At 69.8% G+C, this 19,651-nt stretch carries 19 protein-coding genes; 8 read left to right on the top strand and 11 right to left on the bottom strand.

What is annotated here, in order from left to right; all coding sequences use genetic code 11:
* Window positions 1-2: 2 nt before the first annotated feature.
* The 3 genes from FREUN1FDRAFT_RS03315 to FREUN1FDRAFT_RS03305 are packed head-to-tail and all read left to right on the top strand — an operon-like array spanning window position 3 to window position 3,476.
* On the top strand, window positions 3-1,760 hold the full coding sequence (locus FREUN1FDRAFT_RS03315; protein WP_006538524.1) for a class I adenylate-forming enzyme family protein: 1,758 nt from the start codon (window positions 3-5) through the stop codon (window positions 1,758-1,760).
* Between the two features lie 52 nt (window positions 1,761-1,812).
* Window positions 1,813-2,652, top strand: a complete 840-nt coding sequence (locus FREUN1FDRAFT_RS03310; RefSeq protein ID WP_006538523.1) for a TauD/TfdA family dioxygenase — start codon at window positions 1,813-1,815, stop codon at window positions 2,650-2,652.
* Window positions 2,653-2,684: 32 nt separating this feature from the next.
* The gene (locus FREUN1FDRAFT_RS03305; protein ID WP_035949344.1) at window positions 2,685-3,476 is read left to right on the top strand and encodes an SDR family NAD(P)-dependent oxidoreductase; all 792 of its coding nucleotides are present in this window, start codon (window positions 2,685-2,687) and stop codon (window positions 3,474-3,476) included.
* 40 nt (window positions 3,477-3,516) lie between these two features.
* Here FREUN1FDRAFT_RS03305 and FREUN1FDRAFT_RS03300 read toward each other — a convergent pair whose 3' ends face one another.
* The 4 genes from FREUN1FDRAFT_RS03300 to FREUN1FDRAFT_RS03285 form a co-directional block, all read right to left on the bottom strand.
* Window positions 3,517-5,040 (bottom strand): MFS transporter, encoded by a 1,524-nt coding sequence (locus tag FREUN1FDRAFT_RS03300; RefSeq protein WP_006538521.1) that lies wholly within the window; start codon window positions 5,038-5,040, stop codon window positions 3,517-3,519.
* A 159-nt stretch (window positions 5,041-5,199) separates the two neighbouring features.
* Window positions 5,200-6,636 (bottom strand): acyl-CoA reductase, encoded by a 1,437-nt coding sequence (locus FREUN1FDRAFT_RS03295; RefSeq protein WP_006538520.1) that lies wholly within the window; start codon window positions 6,634-6,636, stop codon window positions 5,200-5,202.
* A gap of 23 nt (window positions 6,637-6,659) precedes the next feature.
* The gene (locus FREUN1FDRAFT_RS03290) at window positions 6,660-8,009 is read right to left on the bottom strand and encodes a hypothetical protein (RefSeq protein WP_006538519.1); all 1,350 of its coding nucleotides are present in this window, start codon (window positions 8,007-8,009) and stop codon (window positions 6,660-6,662) included.
* Window positions 8,010-8,105: 96 nt separating this feature from the next.
* A complete protein-coding gene (locus FREUN1FDRAFT_RS03285; RefSeq protein ID WP_157474251.1) occupies window positions 8,106-9,314 on the bottom strand; it encodes an HNH endonuclease signature motif containing protein in 1,209 nt (402 codons plus the stop codon).
* Window positions 9,315-10,001: 687 nt separating this feature from the next.
* Here FREUN1FDRAFT_RS03285 and FREUN1FDRAFT_RS03280 point away from each other — a divergent pair.
* From FREUN1FDRAFT_RS03280 to FREUN1FDRAFT_RS39435, 3 genes are all read left to right on the top strand, one after another.
* On the top strand, window positions 10,002-10,253 hold the full coding sequence (locus tag FREUN1FDRAFT_RS03280; RefSeq protein WP_006538517.1) for a hypothetical protein: 252 nt from the start codon (window positions 10,002-10,004) through the stop codon (window positions 10,251-10,253).
* Window positions 10,254-10,340: 87 nt separating this feature from the next.
* Window positions 10,341-11,087 carry a cyclopropane-fatty-acyl-phospholipid synthase family protein gene (locus tag FREUN1FDRAFT_RS03275; RefSeq protein ID WP_006538516.1) on the top strand — a complete coding sequence of 249 codons (747 nt, stop codon included), beginning with the start codon at window positions 10,341-10,343 and terminating at the stop codon, window positions 11,085-11,087.
* A 127-nt stretch (window positions 11,088-11,214) separates the two neighbouring features.
* A complete protein-coding gene (locus FREUN1FDRAFT_RS39435) occupies window positions 11,215-11,700 on the top strand; it encodes a hypothetical protein (RefSeq protein ID WP_198144229.1) in 486 nt (161 codons plus the stop codon).
* Window positions 11,701-11,823: 123 nt separating this feature from the next.
* Here FREUN1FDRAFT_RS39435 and FREUN1FDRAFT_RS44920 read toward each other — a convergent pair whose 3' ends face one another.
* The 4 genes from FREUN1FDRAFT_RS44920 to FREUN1FDRAFT_RS43415 all read right to left on the bottom strand — a co-directional run bounded on the left by FREUN1FDRAFT_RS44920 (window position 11,824) and on the right by FREUN1FDRAFT_RS43415 (window position 14,033).
* Entirely contained in the window at window positions 11,824-12,270 is a 447-nt protein-coding gene (locus FREUN1FDRAFT_RS44920) for a hypothetical protein (RefSeq protein WP_006538514.1), read from the bottom strand.
* Window positions 12,221-12,610, bottom strand: coding sequence for a hypothetical protein (locus tag FREUN1FDRAFT_RS03260; protein ID WP_006538513.1), 390 nt, complete (start codon window positions 12,608-12,610; stop codon window positions 12,221-12,223). The genes FREUN1FDRAFT_RS44920 and FREUN1FDRAFT_RS03260 overlap by 50 nt, the downstream gene beginning before the upstream one ends.
* A gap of 86 nt (window positions 12,611-12,696) precedes the next feature.
* Complete coding sequence (locus FREUN1FDRAFT_RS45810; RefSeq protein ID WP_006538512.1) at window positions 12,697-13,818, bottom strand: hypothetical protein; 1,122 nt, start codon at window positions 13,816-13,818, stop codon at window positions 12,697-12,699.
* A 59-nt stretch (window positions 13,819-13,877) separates the two neighbouring features.
* Window positions 13,878-14,033: a hypothetical protein gene (locus FREUN1FDRAFT_RS43415; protein ID WP_157474249.1), complete on the bottom strand. Its 156-nt coding sequence runs from the start codon at window positions 14,031-14,033 to the stop codon at window positions 13,878-13,880.
* 364 nt (window positions 14,034-14,397) lie between these two features.
* Here FREUN1FDRAFT_RS43415 and FREUN1FDRAFT_RS47885 point away from each other — a divergent pair, with 364 nt between their 5' ends.
* Complete coding sequence (locus FREUN1FDRAFT_RS47885) at window positions 14,398-15,000, top strand: NAD(P)-binding protein (RefSeq protein WP_006538511.1); 603 nt, start codon at window positions 14,398-14,400, stop codon at window positions 14,998-15,000.
* Window positions 14,963-16,270 (top strand): NAD(P)/FAD-dependent oxidoreductase, encoded by a 1,308-nt coding sequence (locus tag FREUN1FDRAFT_RS03240; RefSeq protein ID WP_006538510.1) that lies wholly within the window; start codon window positions 14,963-14,965, stop codon window positions 16,268-16,270. The genes FREUN1FDRAFT_RS47885 and FREUN1FDRAFT_RS03240 overlap by 38 nt, the downstream gene beginning before the upstream one ends.
* 309 nt (window positions 16,271-16,579) lie before the next feature.
* On the opposite strand, the gene FREUN1FDRAFT_RS03235 is transcribed toward FREUN1FDRAFT_RS03240, so the two are convergent.
* The 3 genes from FREUN1FDRAFT_RS03235 to FREUN1FDRAFT_RS03225 form a co-directional block, all read right to left on the bottom strand.
* A complete protein-coding gene (locus tag FREUN1FDRAFT_RS03235; protein ID WP_035949314.1) occupies window positions 16,580-17,326 on the bottom strand; it encodes an SDR family NAD(P)-dependent oxidoreductase in 747 nt (248 codons plus the stop codon).
* An 80-nt stretch (window positions 17,327-17,406) separates the two neighbouring features.
* Complete coding sequence (locus tag FREUN1FDRAFT_RS03230) at window positions 17,407-17,928, bottom strand: pyridoxamine 5'-phosphate oxidase family protein (RefSeq protein ID WP_006538508.1); 522 nt, start codon at window positions 17,926-17,928, stop codon at window positions 17,407-17,409.
* Window positions 17,929-17,989: 61 nt separating this feature from the next.
* Window positions 17,990-19,588, bottom strand: a complete 1,599-nt coding sequence (locus FREUN1FDRAFT_RS03225; RefSeq protein WP_006538507.1) for a class I adenylate-forming enzyme family protein — start codon at window positions 19,586-19,588, stop codon at window positions 17,990-17,992.
* Window positions 19,589-19,651: the final 63 nt, after the last annotated feature.

The raw sequence follows: 19,651 nt of genomic DNA, 5'->3' as shown, positions 1-19,651 counted from the left end.
CGATGACCACGGTGAACACGAACGACTCCACCTGGTTACCGTCCGTCGTTTCGGGTCCGCCGCTGGCCGAGGAGCCGGGGCTGGGGTCGCTGACCCTGCCCGGCTTCCTCCGGGAGGTCACCGCGACCTACGGTGACCGCGAGGCCCTGGTGTGGCGCACGGCCGACGGCGTCGAGCGCTGGACCTACACCCAGCTGTGGGACCGCGCGGTCGAGGTCGCCAGCGCCCTGCGCGCGGTCGGCGCCGGCAAGGACTCCCGGGTCGGCGTCCTCATGACGAACCGCCCGGAATGGATCTCGGCGGTCTTCGGGGTCACCCTCGCCGGCGGGGTCGCCGTCGTGCTCAGCACCTTCTCGACGGCAGCCGAGCTCGAGCACCTGCTCCAGGTCTCCGGGACGTCGGTGCTGCTGTTCGAGCAGATGGTGGTGAAGAAGGACTTCGCGGCCGTGCTGACGGAGCTCGAGCCGGAGATCGGCAAGGCCAGCCCCGGCGAGCTGCAGTCCGCCCGCTTCCCGTTCCTGCGCCGCCTCGCCGTGATCGGCGCGTCCGGCGCGTCCGGCGCGTCCGGAAGGACGGGTGCGGCGGGCGGTGCGGGTGGGGCGATCGAGTCCTGGGCGGACTTCCTCGCCCACGGGCGCGACGAGCCGCGGGCGCTGGTGGAGGCGACCGCGGCGTCGGTGGCACCCAGCGATCTGGCGGCGCTGTTCTTCTCCTCCGGCACCACCAGCAAGCCGAAGGGCATCCTGAACTCGCACCGGGGCATCGCCATCCAGCTGTGGCGGTTCCGGCGCATGTACCGGTTCGAGCCGTCGGACAACCTCCGCAGCTGGGCCGCCAACGGCTTCTTCTGGTCGGGCAACTTCGGCATGGTCCTGGGCTCCACCTTCTCCACCGGTGGCTCGGTCGTCCTGCAGGCGACGATGGTCCCCGAGGAGTCGCTGGAGCTCATGCAGGCTGAGCGGGTCAACTTCCCGTTCGCCTGGCCGCACCAGTGGGCGCAGCTGGAATCGGCGCCCAACTGGAAGGATGTCGACCTCAGCGCCATGCGGTTCGTCGATGTCGCCACCCCGCTCGCCCGTCACCCCACCGTGTCGGCGAACTGGCACGAGCCGGGCCACGCCTACGGCAACACCGAGACATTCACGCTCACCACCTGCTTCCCGGCGAACACCCCGCCCGAGACGCACCGGGACAGCAGCGGCCCGGCCCTGCCCGGGGTGACCGTCAAGATCGTCGACCCGCTGACGGGTCAGGTGCTGCCGCGCGGTGAGCAGGGCGAGATCTGCGTCAAGGGCCCGACGCTCATGCTCGGCTACCTCGGCATCCCGCTGGACGAGACCCTCGACGCCGAGGGCTTCTTCCGGACCGGCGACGGCGGCTATCTCGACGATGACGGCCTGCTTTTCTGGAAGGGCCGGCTGAACGACATCATCAAGACCGGTGGTGCCAACGTCTCGCCCCGCGAGGTCGACGAGGCACTGAAATCCTGCCCCGGGGTGAAGGTCGGCCTCACCGTCGGCGTGCCGCACGAGACCCTCGGCGAGATGGTGGTCGCCTGCGTCGTTCTCCACGACGGCGCGGACGTCGGCGCGGAGGAGATCCGCGGGTTCCTGCGGGAGCGACTGGCGAGTTACAAGGTCCCGCGCCAGGTCCTCTTCTTCGACGAGGCCGACATCACCCTCACGGGCACCGCGAAGGTCAAGACCGCCGATCTGCGCAAGCTCGCCACGGACCGCCTGGAGAGCGTGGGCGTTATCTAGAAACGCGGGCGTTCTCCAGAAACGGGAGTGTTCTGAGAAGGGAGCTTTGACGATGGCCGCTCTGGTCACACAGAAGCTGGGGGAGTACGTCGGCGCGGAGGTTCTCGACGCCGACGCGGATCGGCTCCTGCACGACGAGGACCTGCCCGGAGCCTGCCTGGACGCGCTGGAGGAGCATGGCGTCCTGCTCTTCCGCGAGCTGAACCTCGACTACGCCACTCAGGTCGCGTTCTGCCGGCGGCTCGGTGAGCTGCTGACCTTCCCGAAGACGCCGCCGCTGGACTTCCCGGAAATCATGGAGATCAACTGGGATCCGGCGAACCCGCGGTCGGACTACTTCCGCGGGAACACCGCCTGGCACCTCGACGGGGCGCTCGACCCGGGCAATCCGCCGAAGGCGTCGGTGATGAGCGGTGGTGTGGTCACCGACAGCGGTGGCGAGACGGAGTTCGCCAGCACCTACGCCGCCTACGACGCCCTTTCGGCGCAGGAGAAGGAGGAGTTCGGCAAGCTGCGGGTCATTCACACGCTGGAGGCGATCCTGCGGCCGGCCTACCCGAATCCGACTCCGGAACAGCGCGCGGACTGGGCGAAGCGCCCGGCGAAGGAGCACCCGCTGGTGTGGCAACACGAGTCCGGGCGCCGTTCGCTGGTGTTCGGGTCGACGACGTCGCACATCGCCGGTATGGACGAGGCCGAGGGCCGGGCGCTGCTCGACGAGCTGGAGCGGCGTGCCACCACCCCGGACCGGGTGCTCCAGCACACCTGGACGCAGGGCGACATGGTGATCTGGGACAACCGGGGACTGGTGCACCGCGTTCGCCCGTTCGACCCGGCCGTGCCCCGCCGGATGTACCGGACGACCCTCGCCGGCGAGGAGCCGATCAAGTGAGCGCCGGCCCGCCCCACGTCAACGGCCTGCCGCTGGCCAACCGGACGGCCATCGTCACCGGTGGCGCGTCGGGCATCGGGCTGGCGATCGCACGACGGCTGGCCAGCGACGGCGCCGCGGTCGCGATCTTCGATATCGACGGCGACGCCGCCACCGCGGCGGCATCCGCCATCGACGCCGCCGCTGCCCGTACTGGTGCTGGTACTGGCCCTGGTACCGGCCCTGGTGCCGGTGGCCGTGCCCGTGGCTACCGCGTCGACGTGACGGACCGCGACGCCATCGACGGCGGGGTCGAGCGGACCCGCGACGAGCTGGGCCGCCCGACGATCCTGGTGAACAACGCCGGGCTGACGCTGCCCGGCCCGTTCCTCGACCTGAGCTTCGAGGTGTGGCGCCGGTCGATGTCGCTCAACCTGGACAGCGTCTTCCACTGCTGCCAGGCGGTGCTTCCCGCCATGCTGGAGGAGGGCTGGGGACGCATCGTCAACATCTCCTCCTCCAGCGTCCACAGTGGCTCCCCGCGGCTGGGCGCCTATGTCACGGCGAAGTCGGGGGTGGTGGGCCTGACGAAGGTCCTCGCGCTCGAGTTCGGCCCGCGGGGCATCACGGTCAACACCATTCCGCCGGGCTTCATCGACACCCCGATGCTGCGCGACGCGCAGAAGAACGGCGTGATGAACGTCGAGCAGCAGACCGCGAAGACCCCGGTCGGCCGGATCGGCCAGCCGCAGGACGTCGCGGCCGCGTGTGCCTTCCTCGTCCGTGAGGAGGCCGGCTACATCACCGGCCAGATCTTCGGCGTGAACGGCGGCCGCAACACCTGACGCCGCGGACCTGACAGCTGGGAACCCCGGGCCCCAGCCCCTAGGCCGTCGCGGCGGCGGGGCTGGGGTCGTCGGCGTCGGTGGGCGGCCCCGCGGGCCCGATGGGCCCTGTGGAGGCGGTGGTGGTGGCGGGGCTGGGGGTGGATCGACGGCCGCCGCCGGCGGGGAGCGTGAGAGCGATGAGCCCGGCGACGGCGGAGACGACGGCTCCCAGGATCAGACACACCCGGATGCCGGTGAGCGACGGCGCGGTCGCGGCGCCGAGGGGGACCGTCAGATGGGAGAGGATGACCGCGACGACGGCGCTCGCCGTCGACATCCCGATCGAGCGGGACAGGCTGTTGAGCGTGTTGGCCGACGCACTGTGCGCGGGCGGGACGGCACTCATGATGAGCGCGGGCATCGCCGCATAGGCGAAGGCGACACCACAGTTGTTCACCAGGGTGAACGCCATCACCCCGGCGGGGGAGCCGAGCAGCCCCAGCCCGCCGAGGTAGGCGGTGGCCAGCACCGCCGTGCCGACGAGCAGGGTCACCTTCGGCCCGCGCGCGGCAGTCAGCCGAGCCGTCAGCGGGGCGATGGCCATCATCGCGAGCCCGCCAGGTGCCATCCACAGGCCCGCGGCCAGCATCGACTGGCCGAGGCCGTAGCCGGTCACTCCCGGCAGCTGCAGTACCTGGGGTGCCACCAGGGAGATCGCGTACATCGCGAACCCGACGACGAGGGCGCACAGGTTGGTCAGCAGGACCGGCCGCCGGGCGCTCGCCCGCAGATCGACCAGCGGCGCGGTGACCCGGGTCTCGAACAGGCCCCACAGCACGAGCACGACGACGGCCGTGCCGACCAGGGACAGCGTCGTCGCGCTGCCCCAGCCCCAGCTGCTGCCCTTGGTGATCGCCAACAGCAGGGCGAGCAGCCCCGTGGTGAGCCCGAGTGCGCCGACGATGTCGAACCGCCCGCTCGCTCGTACCGGCGACTCGGGGACCACGACCCGCACCAGCACGGCGAACGCCGTGCCGGCGCCGGCGCACAGCCAGAACAGCGCATGCCAGTCGGCGGCCTGCGCGACCAGTGCGGAGATCGGCAGGCCGAGCGCGCCGCCGACCCCGAACGACGAGCTCATAAGCGCGATCGCGCCCGGGAGCCGGGCCGGTGGCAGGACGTCACGCATGATGCTGATGCCGAGCGGGACCGCCGCCAGGCCCACACCCTGCAACGCCCGCCCGGCGGTGACCGGCGCCAGCGTGCTGCTGAGCGCGCACAGCAGCGAGCCCGCGACCATCACCCAGGTGCAGGCGATGAGCACCCGCCGTTTTCCGTGCAGATCACCGAGCCGCCCCGCCACCGGCATGGACACCGCCCCGGCCAGCAGCGTCGCGGTGATCGCCCAGGACGCGTCCGCCGCCGACGAGGCGTGTAACAGCGCCGGCAGCGTCGGGATGAGCGGCACGATGACCGTGCCCATGATCGTGACGACGACGCCGGCACCGGCGAGCGCCAGCACAATCGCCCGGACGGAGGCGTCGGAGACAGGCTGGACCGGGGCGGCCTGGCTGGAACCCACGAGGATCGCTCACCTTCATGGCCGACGCTGGTGGACCACCGACCAGCTGGACCGCCGACCTTCGCGCAGGCAAGCCTAGAGGTAAACCGATATGTCAGGCATCCGGTTAGGTGTCCTCCCTGCTGTTCTCTTTGCCGTTCTGCCTGCTGTCCTGCCTGCTCAGGCGTCCTCGTCCGACATCCAGTGCACGAAGCGCTGGAGGGGGAACATCGCGTCGTGCGGGCCACCCTCCACGTGCTTCGCGGCGCCGCCGATGCGCACCACCCGCTGGGCTCCCGCGCTGGCGAGCCGGTCGCGCATCGCCCGTTTGAGCTCCGGCGGATACATGCCGATGGTCTGGGTCGCGACGTTCACGAACCGGACGGCCTGGTCGATCGAGTCCAGGTGCACGACGTTGACCGTCTTGTTGCTCGGGTGGAACTCCACCGGGTCGGAGGTCAGCACCACCAGGCCGCGGCCGTCGGGGCGCCCCCACACCTTGACCTCGTCGTCGAGCACCTGAAGCATCTGGATCTCGTCGCGCAGGTCGCCAGGCAGCGGATGCGCCGTCTCCGACGCGGTCTCACGGTCCACCCCGAGGCGCGCCTGCAGTCGTGCGCAGAACGTCTCGATGCCGGAACGCTCACCCGCGACGAAGATGAAGCGGCTGGCCAGGCAGGCCTCCTGGTTGAACACCGACACATCGACCGCGGCCGCCTCGGCGACCGCGTCGATGACGGCGTCGGAGGCGAAGGTCTCCGGCCCGAGGATCGAGATCGACGTCTTCGGGTCGAACGAGACCAGCTGCAGCCCCGGGCCCAGATACTTGATCACGTTGTTGATCGCGTCGCCGCCGCCCCAGGCGACGATCCGGTCGAAGAACTGCGGCCGGTAGAGCGTCCGCTCGATCCGCTCGTCGCCGCCACGCCAGTACACCGCGGACATCGACCGCACGACCGGGTGGTCGGGGTCGACCTCGGCCATCGTCCGCAGCATCGCTACGCAGGTGAACGGGTCACTCGAGGGCATCTTGAAGACGTTGACCGCCTTGACGAGCGCGCCCTGCGCGATCGAGGAGATGCAGCCGGTCGGCGAGTTACCGGCCAGCATGTGGATCATCCGGGGTGGGAAGGCACGTAGCGCGCCGTGCTGGCCGTGGTGGTCCGTCCGCTCGACCCAGCCGTCGAGCGCCGCCGGGTCGGCGAAGTTGGTCTCGATGCTGGACCACAGCGCCCGCTTCGTCAGCCGCAGGCGTGCGGAGCGGAACAGGTTCTCGATCACCCGGCGCGGCAGCGGGTTGGTGGCGGCGATGAGATCCGCGGCCCGCTGCAGGTGGACGTTCTCCTCCAGCACCAGCCGCTCACCGCAGGCGACGAGGAAGTCGATGATCTCCTCGATCGGCACGTCGAGCAGTGGTGGCAGCTCCCGGCGCGGCGTCACCAGGTCGTCGAGCACGATCTCGGGCGTCGCGAACTCGACGCCGAGGTCACGGGACCGGTAGTGCACCGCGCCACCGGGGACCACCCGCCCCCGCACGAAGTGATCGACCCGGATCACCTCCGTGGCCTTTGCTGCGGTGTTCTCCGTGGTGGTCGGGTCGGACTCGGTCGTCGTCATGCCAGCCCCCCGAACAGTAGCCGTCATGCCAGCCCCCGAACGTAGGCGTCGACGGTGCCGGCGCAGCCGATCTTGTCGTCACCTTCGAGGTCGGCGTAGCGCGTGATGTCGTCCCGCACGCTGGGGCTCGCGTTGCCGCAGGCACACGGGTCGAGGTCCAGCGAGATCCGGTCACCGGTCACCACGCCGCCCCACCGGCCGTCGAGCGACAGGTCGAAGAACGCCGCGCGGCCCTGTACCTCGCCCGATTCGTGCGGCAGCAGCACGTCGCCGTCGGTGTCCAGCACGAACGGCACGACCCACGGCGGCACGTGGTAGCGCCCACCGGCGGCGCAGCGCGGCATGCCCGAGTTCAGCTCCTGCATGCCGTACATCTGGAACCTGCGGCCGGCGGGGATGTTGAAGGTCTCGTAGACGTACTCCTGGTAGTCCGGCGGGAGCTTGGCCCGCTTGAGACCGCCGCCGACGTAGATGCAGTTGTCCGGGTTGAAGTCCGAGCCGCTGTAGCCCATCTCGCGCACCATTCCGGCGACGAGGTACAGCGCGTTCCACATGCCGGCGAGATAGAGCTTGTCCGCGCGGGAGGCGACGACGTGCTCGGCGGCCTTGATGTAGGCGGTCTGGAGCGTCTGCTCGCGCTCCCGCGAGGTGGCCTCGAAGTCGGCGATCTCGTCCGGTCGGGCGGTGCCGTCCGCGATCGCCTTGCGAAGGACGACCATCTTCGTCATCTGACCGATCGTGATCGGTGGCATGGGCAGCGTGAACGGCTCGAGGCGCGGGTCGCCGAACGCGGCCTGCTGGGCGTCGCGCGCGTTGAGGTTCTTGGCGACGGCGGCGGTGGGCGCGATGCCGATCATCCTGCGGTCACGCTCGGGTCGCACTCCGGACCCCCACGCGAAGACGCCGACCGTGTCCAGGCGCGACCACGCCATGTCCCGCTCGGAGGCGATCATCATCGCGGACTTGCCGGTCGTTCCGCTCGAACATGAGATGTAGTGCCCCACCGCGTCGTAACGGGCGATCCAGTCGTCCATGTCGACGACATCCGAGGTGCCGATCGGCGTGAGCGGGTGTGCTGACACGGTGCCGAGCCACTTGCCCAGCCGGTCCCACCTCCGCTCGCTCAGGAAGCTCTCCGGGTAGCTCTTGTACGCGGTGTGCGGGAACAACAGCCCCACCGCGTCCGCCCGGGAGCGGATCTCGCGGATTCCCGCCTCCCTCGCGCGGAACGCGAGTAGCCGGATCCGCTCCCGGCGCTCCTGGAACAGCTCGTTCATCGCCTCGACCTGCGTCTCGCGAAGATCCGCGTACGGAATCGCGAAGCGCTCCGCCGACTGGACCAGCCCTGTCAGCCGCTCGACTGCCGCACTCACTCGAGGTCCTCTCCCTTCCGGAACGTTTTTTACTAGACTTGCGGGTCTAGTTTTGTATGTCAAGCTCCGGGCGGTCGCGCAGCCTGCGGAGGGCTGTCAGCCGGCCGCGAGGTGTTCCTCGCCGGTGAGGTAGTCGTGCGGGTGGACGGTGAACGTGGTGCCGAGCGGGCTGGTCCAGGTGAACGTGCCAGGGCGGGGCTGGCGGATGATCCAGGGGCGGTCGGGGTGGTGGCGCAGGCGGTGGTGCTTGAGACAGAGCGGCCCGAGGTTGTCGACGATCGTGGGCCCGCCGGCGGCGTAGGGCGTGGTGTGGTCGGTGTCAGTACGGGTGGCACGGCGGGTGCAGCCGGGGTGGACGCAGGTGCGGTTGCGGGCACGCACATGCCGGACCTGGGCGGGGCTGGGATGGCGCCGGTCGGCGACCTCGATCAGCGCTCCCTGCGGATCAACGAGCATGCGCCGCCAGGTGGAGGTCGGCCGCATCGCCAGGTCTCGGGCGATGTCCGCCGGGATAGGCCCGAAGCCCGGGATCTCACCGGGCTCCTCGCCCAGCCCGAGCAGGGCTGTGATCGGGACGATGACCTGGACGTCGCAGGGCAGCGGGCGCAGCGGTGTGCGGCCGGTGATGCGGTCGACGAGGGTGTCGGCGCGGATCTGGTCGCGGGTGCGCTGATCGTCCGCATCGCGGGTGCGGATGATCTCATCGGCGATCTGGTTGAGCTGCTCGTCGCAGGCCACGGCGTCCTCCGCGGGCAGCAGCGCGGACAGGGTGCTGGTGGCGTCGTCGCCGGGGTAGAGCCGTACGTGACGGCCCTTGCGACGCTCCGCGGCACGCTCGGCGGCGCCGCCGGGGTCGACGTTGAGGACGGCGCGCCGGCAGGCGGCACCGAACGCGCCCCGGTTGCGCCGCGGCCCTCCCGCCAGGACCTGATCCTCGACCTGACTGGCCTGCTCGTCGGTGAGAGGGGTGACGGCGGTCTCCAACGACCGCAGCCGTTGCAGGTCGAGGACGCCGGCCTCCAGCGCCTGCGTCGCCCGGGGGAGCCGCCGTACCGCGGAGGAGGCGAAACCCATCTGCCCACCAGCGGTGGCAGCGGATACCCGCAGCACGCCGGCGAGCTCCTCCGGGGCGAACATGTCGAACGAGAACAGCGGGTCGGCCTCGGCCGACGGTCGCAGCCCGGCGTACTCGGCGAGCAGCCGCAGCAGCCCGGCGTGTGTCGCGGCCAGCGCCGCGGCCTGGACACCGATCCGGGACAGAAGGTCGCGAACCTGGTCGTCGAAGGCCGCGGCAGCGTCTCGCACCCGCGATGCACCAGATGCTTCGGTCGAACGTGTGGGTGCTGGCATGGAGTGCTCACCTCGCCCCGAACCGAACCCGTGTGCCCGGCGGATCGCGAACACATGTTCGATTATCGATGGTTGAAGCCTGCCGGAACGGGCTCTGCGCGGTGAGACCACAGGGAGTACCGCAGAGGACGCCAGGGCTGCCGGGTGTGGGCCGCACCGCGAGCCCTGGATAGGAGGGTCGCGTCGAAACCCCCGCCGCCGGCGATGAGGTGGCGCCGGTGCCACTCCGGCCTGCGTGGGGTTTAGGAATGCCGCCGCCAGTCGCTCCGCAACGGGCCGCGTCTGCCAGGTGTGCGTCAGAACCAGTCTTCGGACTGACGATCGGGCAGTGTCGACGTCCACTGCGGGTGGTAACGTTGCGGCGCAGCGACGAAGAATGCGCAAACGGAGATCGAAGGAGGTGGGTTGATGACCGTCGTGGAGTCCACCGCTGTGCGCGGTGCCCGGATCATCCTCGCTTCCCGGGCCCTGCCCTGACCTTCGCCTGCCTTTCGCCCTGCAGGGAGTAGCCCCGGCACGCGTGCCGTCCGGCGGGGCCCCCTTTCAAGGGTCTCCACATTGCTTCATCAACCTCCTGCACACCGACCTGGTGCGCTCCGTTCTCCTGTACGGGTCCTGACCCAAGCCGGCTACGACCGGAACGTGGAACGTGAGAGTTCCTTCACCCGGTCGCAGGCCGGCGGACTGGTTTCCGGCCACCTCGTGCGGGCCGATCGCGGCCTGTGTGCCGTCGTGGCCCAGATCGGGCCCGTCGTCCCGGCTGTCGTCCCTCCGGCGGTCACCGGAAACCGGCTGGCGGTCTGGCGGTCTGGCGGTCTGGCGGTCTGGCTTCCTGTCCGGCTGGCCCCCGCGGCCGTCCTCTCCGCCACCGTCGTCGAGGCACTGGACGACTAACTCACGCTGCCAGGACTGCGCCGCGTCCATGCGAGGCACCACCAATCGCTTCTCACACCCCAAGGCATGACGGAAAGGAATTCGGTCATGGACCTTCCCCGTATCTTCACCATCCGCGAGAGCAGCCACCGGATCCACAATCCGCTGACCGCGGCCAAGCTCGCAGCCCTGGGTGAATCGCTCCACCTCGCCCCCGGGACGCGGGCGCTCGACCTGGCCAGTGGTTCGGGCGAGATGCTGTGCACCTGGGCGCGTGACCACGGGATCACGGGCACCGGGGTGGACATCAGCACGGTTTTCACCGAGCAGGCCCGGGCCCGCGCCGCCGAGCTCGGCCTCGCTGACCGGGTCGAGTTCGTCCACGGTGACGCCCGCGGCCATGTCGCGGACGAGCCGGTCGATCTGGCCGCCTGTGTAGGCGCCACGTGGATCGGGAACGGCGTCGCCGGGACGGCGGAGCTGCTCGGTCGCAGCCTCCGCCCCGGAGGCCTGATGCTGATCGGCGAGCCGTACTGGCGGCGGATGCCTCCCGACGAGGAGACCGCCAAGGCCTGCCACGCCACCGGCATCGCCGACTTCCTGCGACTGCCGGACCTGATCGAGCGTTTCCAGGAACTCGGGTACGACCTCGTGGAGATGATGCTGGCTGATCAGGACAGCTGGGACCGGTACGCCGCGGCCCAGTGGCTCAACCTGCGCCGCTGGCTCGACCGAAACCCGGGCGACGAACTGGCCCCCGAGGTCAGGGAGGAGCTCACCACGGAGCCCGCCCGCTACGCGCGATGCACACGTGAGTATCTCGGCTGGGGAGTCCTCGCTCTCATGAAGCGCTGACTCTCACGTCCCGTGCGGGCCCGTAAACCACGCTGTCCGGGCCCGCACGGGAATTTCCTTGTCGGCACCGACCCAGCCGGCGCGTCCACTCGCACAGGAGGTCTCATCGATGGCATTCTGTTGTTCCTTGGAAAGACCGACCTCGCCGCTGTCGGCCGCTACGGTGTCGATTTCCCCGGCGGTCGGCGATGACTATGCCAGCTTGGTCACGGCCGCCTGCTGCCTGCTCGGCGAGACTGACTGTCGTTTTCGCATCCACGGTTTCGGCTGTTCCGAGTGGCCGGTGGATGTCGCCTACGACCTTTCGGTCTTCATGGAGCAGCTGCCTGAGCTTCTGGAAGGTGTCAGGCTTCGGAGGCGCACGGAGATCGACCTGTACTCCCAGGGCATCGAACGAACCCTGGAGTTCGTCCCCAGGGGCGAGCTGGTGGAGATCCACTGCCTGTCGAGAACGGATTGGATGCCGAATCCGAGTGTTGAAGTACCGGGCGGTTCTGCTCTCGAGGCGATGCTCACCGGGCTGGCCGCCGATTTCGTGGCATCCCTCACAGTGATCGGATCTCACATGGCCGGGATGAAACCATTTTCCAGCTGGGCTTCACGTGCCTCCTGACTCTCGGCGCCTGCGCGTGCGTGTACGCCTGTGCTGCGCGACGCGGCTTGACGCCGTCGCGCGCGTTGTCGAGGTTCATCCGAAACATCTGCAGGCGAAAGGAGTCGCCAGACGCTTCAGGCATCAGGCTCGGTCGACGGCTCGGGCGGTGGGTGCCGGATGAGGTGGCGGCGGGACACACCGAGCTTGCGGTAGACCCGGCCGAGGTGTGTCTCGACGGTCCGGATGGTGACCGAGAGATGGATTGGCGATCTCCGCGTTGGTCATGCCCTGGGCCGCGAGGGTCGCGGTCCGGTGCTCGGCCGGGGTCAGCGTGTCCGGTTCGTTGATCCGGCGTCTGCCACCGGCGCAGCGTAGCTCGTGGTGGGCGCGTCCGGCGAGCCAGTGCGCGTCGGCCTTCACAGCGGTGGCTGCGGCGTCGGCGAGAATCGGCCGGGCGCGTGCGGGGTGACCGGTCCGGCGTAGCCATCCGCCGTAGAGGAGCTGCGTCTCCACCTTCTCCAGGGGGAGGTGGGTGGCCTCATGCAGCGTGAGGGCGGTGGTGAACTCCGCCTCCGCGGCGCTGGTCACCGGCGAGCAGGGCGCGGCCGCACGCGGCGGCGATGCGCGGCCAGGCGCAGGGCAGCGGGCCGCCGACGGCCTCCAGCCTGGAGACCAGGCGTGCGGCCGAGTCGCGTCGCCCCACCCGCACGTAGGCCATGATCGCGTCGCGGCCCCACGGGACCAGGCAGGGCTCCCGCATCCCGAGCCGTTCAGTCGTCTCGTCCAACCGGTCGAAAAGGGAGCAGGCCATGGCCGGGTCGCCTTTGTGCAGTGCCCGGCGGCCCCGGATGTACCAGACGTAGATCAGTGTGCCGATGTCGCCCAGCTCCGTCGCGCTGTCCTCGGCCTGGCGGCCCGGCGCTCGCACTCGTCGAGCTCTCCCGACAGCAGGAGGACCCAGGACTGCGCCATGGCGGCGTACCGGGTCGACATCGGGCTCAGGTCCTTGAGGTCTCACGCCAGGTCGAGACTGCTTCGGGCCTCGGGGAGCCAGCCGACACGGACGAACAGCTCGGACCGTGCGATGTGGAGGAAGCTGAGCGTACTGATTGCCCCCGCGCGCTCCGCGGCCTCGATCGCCAGCCTGAACGCCTGCTCGCATTCGGTGAAGCGTTCCGCCCACTTGGTGGCGTAGGCGTGGTTGCTCAGTGCCCCCCAGGTTCCCTGGACGTCGGTGAGGCGCGCCGCGGGATCGTTCTCGATCTCCCGCGCGGCGCGCGTGAGCTGGTCCAGCCCAGCGATGTCGGCGCCGAGGAACGCGATGTAGCCCCGCGCCGACTCGGCCCGACGGACCAGGGCGGGGTCCGCGCCGGCCGTGCCCGCCGCACACCACGGCGCGTTCGGCCAGCGGCAGCGCTCCGCGGCTTCCATCCGTGAGATGTCGGAAGGTGGCCTGGTCCAGGAGCGCCTCGGCGGCGATCGACGGTGCCTGGGCGCCGGCCAGGTCGGCGGCGCGTTCGAGCTCCTCCTCGGCCCGCCGATGATCGCCGGCGAGGTAGCTGCCGCGCCCAGCCAACCAGGCCGCCCGCGCGGCCGTCCGCACATCGGCGGCGTCGGCCCGGGAGATGGAGCCGAACGTCTCCACCGCCTCGGCGGCCCGGCCGGGAACGGCTCCAGCGGCACCTGCCCGGCAGGAGGCCGGCACCGCCACTGGCGGTCACCGAGCCCCCAGATCGGGTACGAGTACGTGCTGCGCCAGATGTGACCTCCGAACGCGGCCGCCGCGGCCAGGCCCTCTGGCAGCGTGGACGCGGCGGCCTGCTGGGCGTCGCGCGCGTCGAGGTTCTTGGCGACGGCGGCGGTGGGCGCGATGCCGATCATCCTGCGGTCACGCTCGGGTCGCACTCCGGACCCCCACGCGAAGACGCCGACCGTGTCCAGGCGCGACCACGCCATGTCCCGCTCGGAGGCGATCATCATCGCGGACTTGCCGGTCGTTCCGCTCGAACATGAGATGTAGTGCCCCACCGCGTCGTAACGGGCGATCCAGTCGTCCATGTCGACGACATCCGAGGTGCCGAGCGGGCTGGTCCAGGTGAACGGGCCGGGGCGGGCGAGATCTTCCGGAGCGAACATGTCGAACGAGCACAGCGGGTCGGCCTCGGCTGACGGCCGTAGCCTGGCGTACTGCTCGATCAGTCGGCCTGCATTTCGGGGTCGTCGGGGAACTCCTGCCGGAGTGCGACGCTGATCTGGTGGGGGCTCCTGCGCTGGTCCAGGCGCTGCCGGACGAACTGGCGCAGCCGCGGGTTGCGCCGACCGTCACTTGTCCGCCCTGCCGGTGGGCGCACCAATACATCCCACACAGACACGACTATCGATGACAGTCGCTTTATTGCTATCCTTGCGAGGATTCGTTCTATACTGTGACGGCATCAACCCGCACAGACACAGCTTGCGACCTGTCATCCGTTGGCCAGCGGCAGAGACGACTTGTAAAAATCGACGTTCACAAGCTTGGGGCTCGCCGTCCCAGGCCCTGCCGGAAACCGGGACCGAGAACGGCTCCGTCACGACGAGGGCAACGCGGGCTGCGCTTGAACTCGAAGGATCTCATGCCGCCGTCACCGGCCGCCCACCCGGACCACCGCACGTCCGGATATGGACAGCCCGCCCGTCCACTCGCGCGCCCACTATTAGGATCGAGGATCGGTCGTGCATTTATCGCCCCTTCAGGCCTGTGAGCCCACAAAAACGCCCGAGGTCGACCAGAACGCGCTGTACCAGAGATATCTCGCCGAGCGGGACAAGCGCCTGCGTGCCGACGGGCAGAAGCAGTACGTCGAGTCAAGCGCCGACTTCGCCGACATCTACGATGTCGATCCGCACACTCCGGTCGCACCGCGACCGCCACTGGACGATGACATCGAAGTAGTGATCCTGGGCGGCGGTTTCGCGGGTCTGATCGCCGCGCACCGGCTCCTGCGTGCGGGGATCTCCGATTTCCGGATCGTGGAGATGGCAGGTGACTTCGGCGGCGTCTGGTACTGGAACCGCTATCCAGGCATCCAGATCGACTCGGACGCATACTGCTACCTCCCGCTTCTCGAGGAGACCGGCTTCATCCCGAAGGAGAAGTTCTCCCGCGGCGACGAGTGCTACGAGCATGCCCAGCGCATCGCGCACCACCTCGGTCTCTACGACAAGGCGCTGTTCCACACCATGGTCCTCTCCCTGAACTGGGACGAGGAGATCCATCGCTGGCAGATCGTCACCAACCGTGGTGACGATCTGCCAGATCGTCACCAACCGTGGTGACCAGATCCGGGCCCGCTACATCATCATGTGTCAGGGGCCCTACAACCGGCCGAAACTTCCTGGCATCCCTGGCATCGCCGACTACCAGGGGCACGTCATTCACACCGCCCGCTGGGACTACGAATACACCGGCGGCAATCTTCACGGCGGGCTTGACAGGATCGGCGACAAACGAATCGCCGTGATCGGCACCGGCTCCAGCGGCGTCCAGGTGATCCCACACCTCGCCCGCGGCGCGAAGCATCTGACGGTGTTCCAGCGAACGCCCTCGTACATCTTCGAACGCTCCGACCTGCCGACCGACCCGGAATGGGTCGCCACGCTGCAGCCCGGCTGGCGGGAGGCGCGCCAGCGCAACTTCCACAACGCGACCTTCGGCTTCTACTCGCCTGGTGAGCAGGATTTCATTTGCGACGCCTGGACCGAGGTCTCCCGCAACCTTGCGGCGCACCTCAACGCCACCGACGGCTGGGCCGCACTGGCCGATCTCGAGAAGTTCGCCGAACTCCACGAGGCGGAGGACTACCGGGTCGGCGAACGTATCCGCCAGCGGGTCGACCGGATTGTCACTGACCCGCAGGTCGCGGATATCCTCAAGCCGTACTTCCGCATCCTGTGCAAGCGCCCGGTCTTCAGTGACGCCTACCTGCCCACCTTCAACCGGTCAAACGTCACACTCATCGACGTGTCGGAGACCAAGGGTGTCGAACGGATCACCGAACACGGGGTCGTCGCCCACGGCGTCGAGCACGAAGTCGACTGCATCGTTTTCGCCAGCGGATTCGAGATCACCAGCTCACTTGAACGACAGCTGGCTATCAGTCCGCTCACTGGTCGCGAAGGAAGATCGCTCTACGACCACTGGGGGAACGGCTTTCGCACGCTGCACGGAATCATGGCGAACGGCTTCCCCAACTATTTTGCCACCGGCTTCATACAAGGCGGTGTGACCGCGTCCACGACGCTGATGTTCGAACAGCAGGCCGACCACATCGCCTACATCCTGAGAGCGGCGAAGGAGCGCGGAGCGACGGTCATCGAGCCCACGGTCGAGGCCGAGGAGACCTGGGTCCGGACGATCCGGGAGACTAAGATCGACAACACCCGATTCGTCGCCGAATGTACTCCAGGATATTACAACGGCGAGGGCGAGAAGAATGCCCGATGGTTTCTCGGTGAGCCCTATGGAGCCGGCTTCTACGCCTTCGAGGAGATATTGGAGAACTGGCGGGATTCCGGTGATATGAAGGGTCTTTCCCTCACCAGCTGAGCGGACTGCCGGATCCGCCCGAATGTGCGCGGTGGACGCCTGCTGGGCGTCCACCGCGCACATTCGGCTGCCGGCAGGGGTGGTGGCCCAGGGCCGCGGCGAGCTCCGGAACTCCGCCTCGGGCGGATCCGTTTCTCCTTCGTGCCTGCCGGTACATCACGGCGCCTTCGGCTAGCTGAGGCGCCCCGCTGCCTCCATCGGTAAGTACCCGGAAGATGGCCTGGTCCGGGAGCGCCTCGACGGCGATCGACGGTGCGTGCGTGCTGCCAGGTCAGCGGCTGGGCTGGGCGAAGGGGAGCGCTGACGCGGTCAGCGGGCCGTCCAGCCGCCATCAACGACGATGGTCTGGCCGGTGACGTAGCTGCCGGCGTCGCCGGCGAGCCACAGGACGGCGCCGACGATGTCCTCGGCGGTTCCCTCCTTCGGCAGCGGGGTGTTGCGGCGCAGGTACTCGATCGACTTCTCGCTGGAGTACAGCGGGCCGGTGATCTCGCTGCGGAAGAAGCCGGGGGCGACCGTGTTCACCCGGATCGAGTGCCGCGCCCACTGCACCGCGAGCTCGGACGTAAGCCCGGAAAGGCCGGCCTTGCTGGCCGCGTAGGACGCCTGCGGGATGCCGGGGATGCCGACCTTCCCGCTGATCGACGAGATGTTGATGATGGTGCCGCGGCCGGCGGCGACCATGTGCGGGAAGACGTCCTGGGCGAGCAGGAACGGGGCGAGCAGGTTGAGGTCGATCGTGCGGCGGGACGCCTCGACGGGCTCGGACTCGGCCCGCTCGTAGGTGAACATGCTGCCGGCGCCGTTGACGAGGATCTCCGGTGCTCCGAGGCCCTCGACGACGGCCGGCACGACGGTGCGGACGGCGGTGAGGTCGGACAGGTCGCAGGCGACCGGCAGGCCGTCGATCTCCTTCGCGAGCTCGGTCAGCTTGTCGAGCCGGCGGGCGACGACCGCGACCCGGGCGCCGAACGCGGCCAGCGCCCGCGCGACGGCGACACCGAGACCGGAGGAGGCGCCGGTCACGATGGCGACCCGGCCGTCGAGGCCGAACATCCGGGCCGTGGCATCCGTGGCATCCGTGGCAGCTGCGGCAGGCCCCTCGTGCGCGGCGTTCGCGGTGTCGGAGGCCGGCGTCATGAGGACGTCCCTTCGTTGGCGGTGTCTGCCAGGTCGATGGTGCCGGTGGGCTGGCCGTCGAGGCCAGCGGGCGGGGCCAGCCGGATCCGGGAGTTGTCCCAGCGCAACAGGCGTCCCTGCGGGTCCAGGCGCAGCACGACCCGGTCGGCGTAGGCGGCGCGGGCCGCGGCGGGTAACCGCTCGGGCGGCACCCGGTACGCGGCGTACTTACTATCGAGCATGCCGCGGACCCGGGCGCGTGTCTCTTCGTCGTCCACCACCCGGATCCGTCCGCTGAGATGGACGGCACGCAGGTCGACCCAGGCCCGACCGGACTCGACCAGGAACGCCGCCCGCGGTTCCCTGCGGATCCGGGCCAGCTTGGCCGCCCGCGGCGGCGTCGAAAGGTACACGGCGCGGTCCACGACGACGAACCACATCGGCAGCGAGACCGGTGCGCCGTCGGAGCGCAGCGTGGTCAGGATCCCGGTGTGCGCGCCGGCCACGAACTCCCAGGCATCGTCCTGGCTCACCAGCATCGGGCCGCCCAGTGGCGGGTCACGTGCCTCGTCGAGATCATCGGCGCGGTCGTCGGCGCGGTCATCGGCCGGTGTCGACGAGGTCGGTGAGGCCGGTGCGCTGGACCTTGCCCATGGCGTTGACCGGCAGCGCGTCGACCTGCGTCCAGAACTCGGGCACCTTGTACGGCGAGAGCTCGCGGCGGCACAGCTCGGCGAGCGCGTCCATGTCGAGGGTGGGCCCGGCGCTTTCGACGACCGCGGCGACCCGCTGGCCGAGACGGTCGTCGGGGACGGGGCACACCGCGACCCGGGCGACGTCCGGGTGGCTGGCGATGACCCGCTCGATCTCCAGCGGGTAGATGTTCGCCCCGCCGCGGATGATGACCAGCTTCTTGCGGTCCAGCACGGACAGCCAGCCGCCGGCGTCGACCGTCCCGACGTCACCGGTCGCGACCGGGCCCGGCTCCGGTGGGCGGATCCGGCCGGACTCCCAGTAGCCGAGCAGCGGCCGCCACACGCCCGCCCACGGCCCGGACGCCGCGCCGGCGAGCTTCAGCTCCCCGAGCTCGCCGGGTGGCAGCCGGTTGCCGTCGTCGTCGTAGGCGGCGACGTCGTAGCTCGGCAGCACCCGTCCGCTGGTGCCGGGGCGCCACTCGCCGTCGGCCGGGTCGATCGACACGACCGTCGGCGCCTCGGTCAGCCCGTAGGTGACCCGAGGGACCAGTCCGTGCGCCTCGGCGAACGCGGTGCGCAGGGAGTCGGGGGTGTCGCTTCCGCCGCTCCAGACCTCGCGCAGGGAGCTCAGGTCGGCGTCCGGCCGGGCGGCGAGGTCGTAGAGCTGGGCCGGTGCGCCGTTCCAGACGGTGACGCGGCGGCTGGAGATCCATTCGATGACGCCGGCGACGTCGCGGCGGTTCATGATGACCGCGCAGCCGCCGGCCTGGGCGGTGAGCAGGGTCGACAGCACCATGAGGTTGAGGATCGTCAGCGGGAAGCTGTCACCCTTGCGCAGCTCGGGGCCCCAGCCGCGGGTGGCGACGAGGACGGCGCCGGGCAGCAGCAGGTTCCGCTGGCTGTGTACGACGGCCTTGGGACGTCCCGACGTCCCGCTGGTGAAGGCGATGCCGGCGGGGGCGTCGATGTCGAGGCCGAGACCGGGCGGCGGGGCTGTCTCGTCGCCGGCCTCGGCCAGCAGCGCGTGCCACCGGTCGAGGCCCACGAGGTCGCCACCGTCGCCACCACCACCGCCATCACCACCGCCGCCATCTCCGCTTCCGCTGCTTCCGCGGCCATCTGAGTGGTCGTCGCGGTCATCGGACGACGTCAGCAGGCACCGTGGGCCGGCGAGGACGACCTTCGGGTCACAGATGTCGCGCAGGTCCCGCTGTTCGGCGGCGGTGAGGGCTTCGCCGATGCCGGCCCAGACGGCGCCGATCCGCTGGGCGCCGTGGAACGCCGCGACGATGTCGAGGTCGTTGGGCAGGCAGGCCGCGACCCGGTCTCCAGGACGCACACCGAGAGACCACAGCGCCCCGGCCGCGCGGCGGGCCTGGTCGTCGAGCTCGGCGTAGGTCCAGGAACCGGAGGCCGCCTCGACCGCGACGGCGTCCGGGCGGTTCGCGAGGGCGTCGTCGAGGACGCGGGCGATCGGGCGGGGCTCGCCGCCAGTGGTGCTCACGAACTCTTGATAGCACTATCCTTGCAAGGATTCATCCTCTAGTCTCGACGGGCGCCGTCTTCG

This window comes from Parafrankia sp. EUN1f, assembly GCF_000177675.1.
Classification (GTDB): domain Bacteria; phylum Actinomycetota; class Actinomycetes; order Frankiales; family Frankiaceae; genus Parafrankia.
The sequence above is the reverse complement of the archived record's forward strand: the minus strand, read 5'-3'. Positions and strand labels throughout refer to the sequence as shown.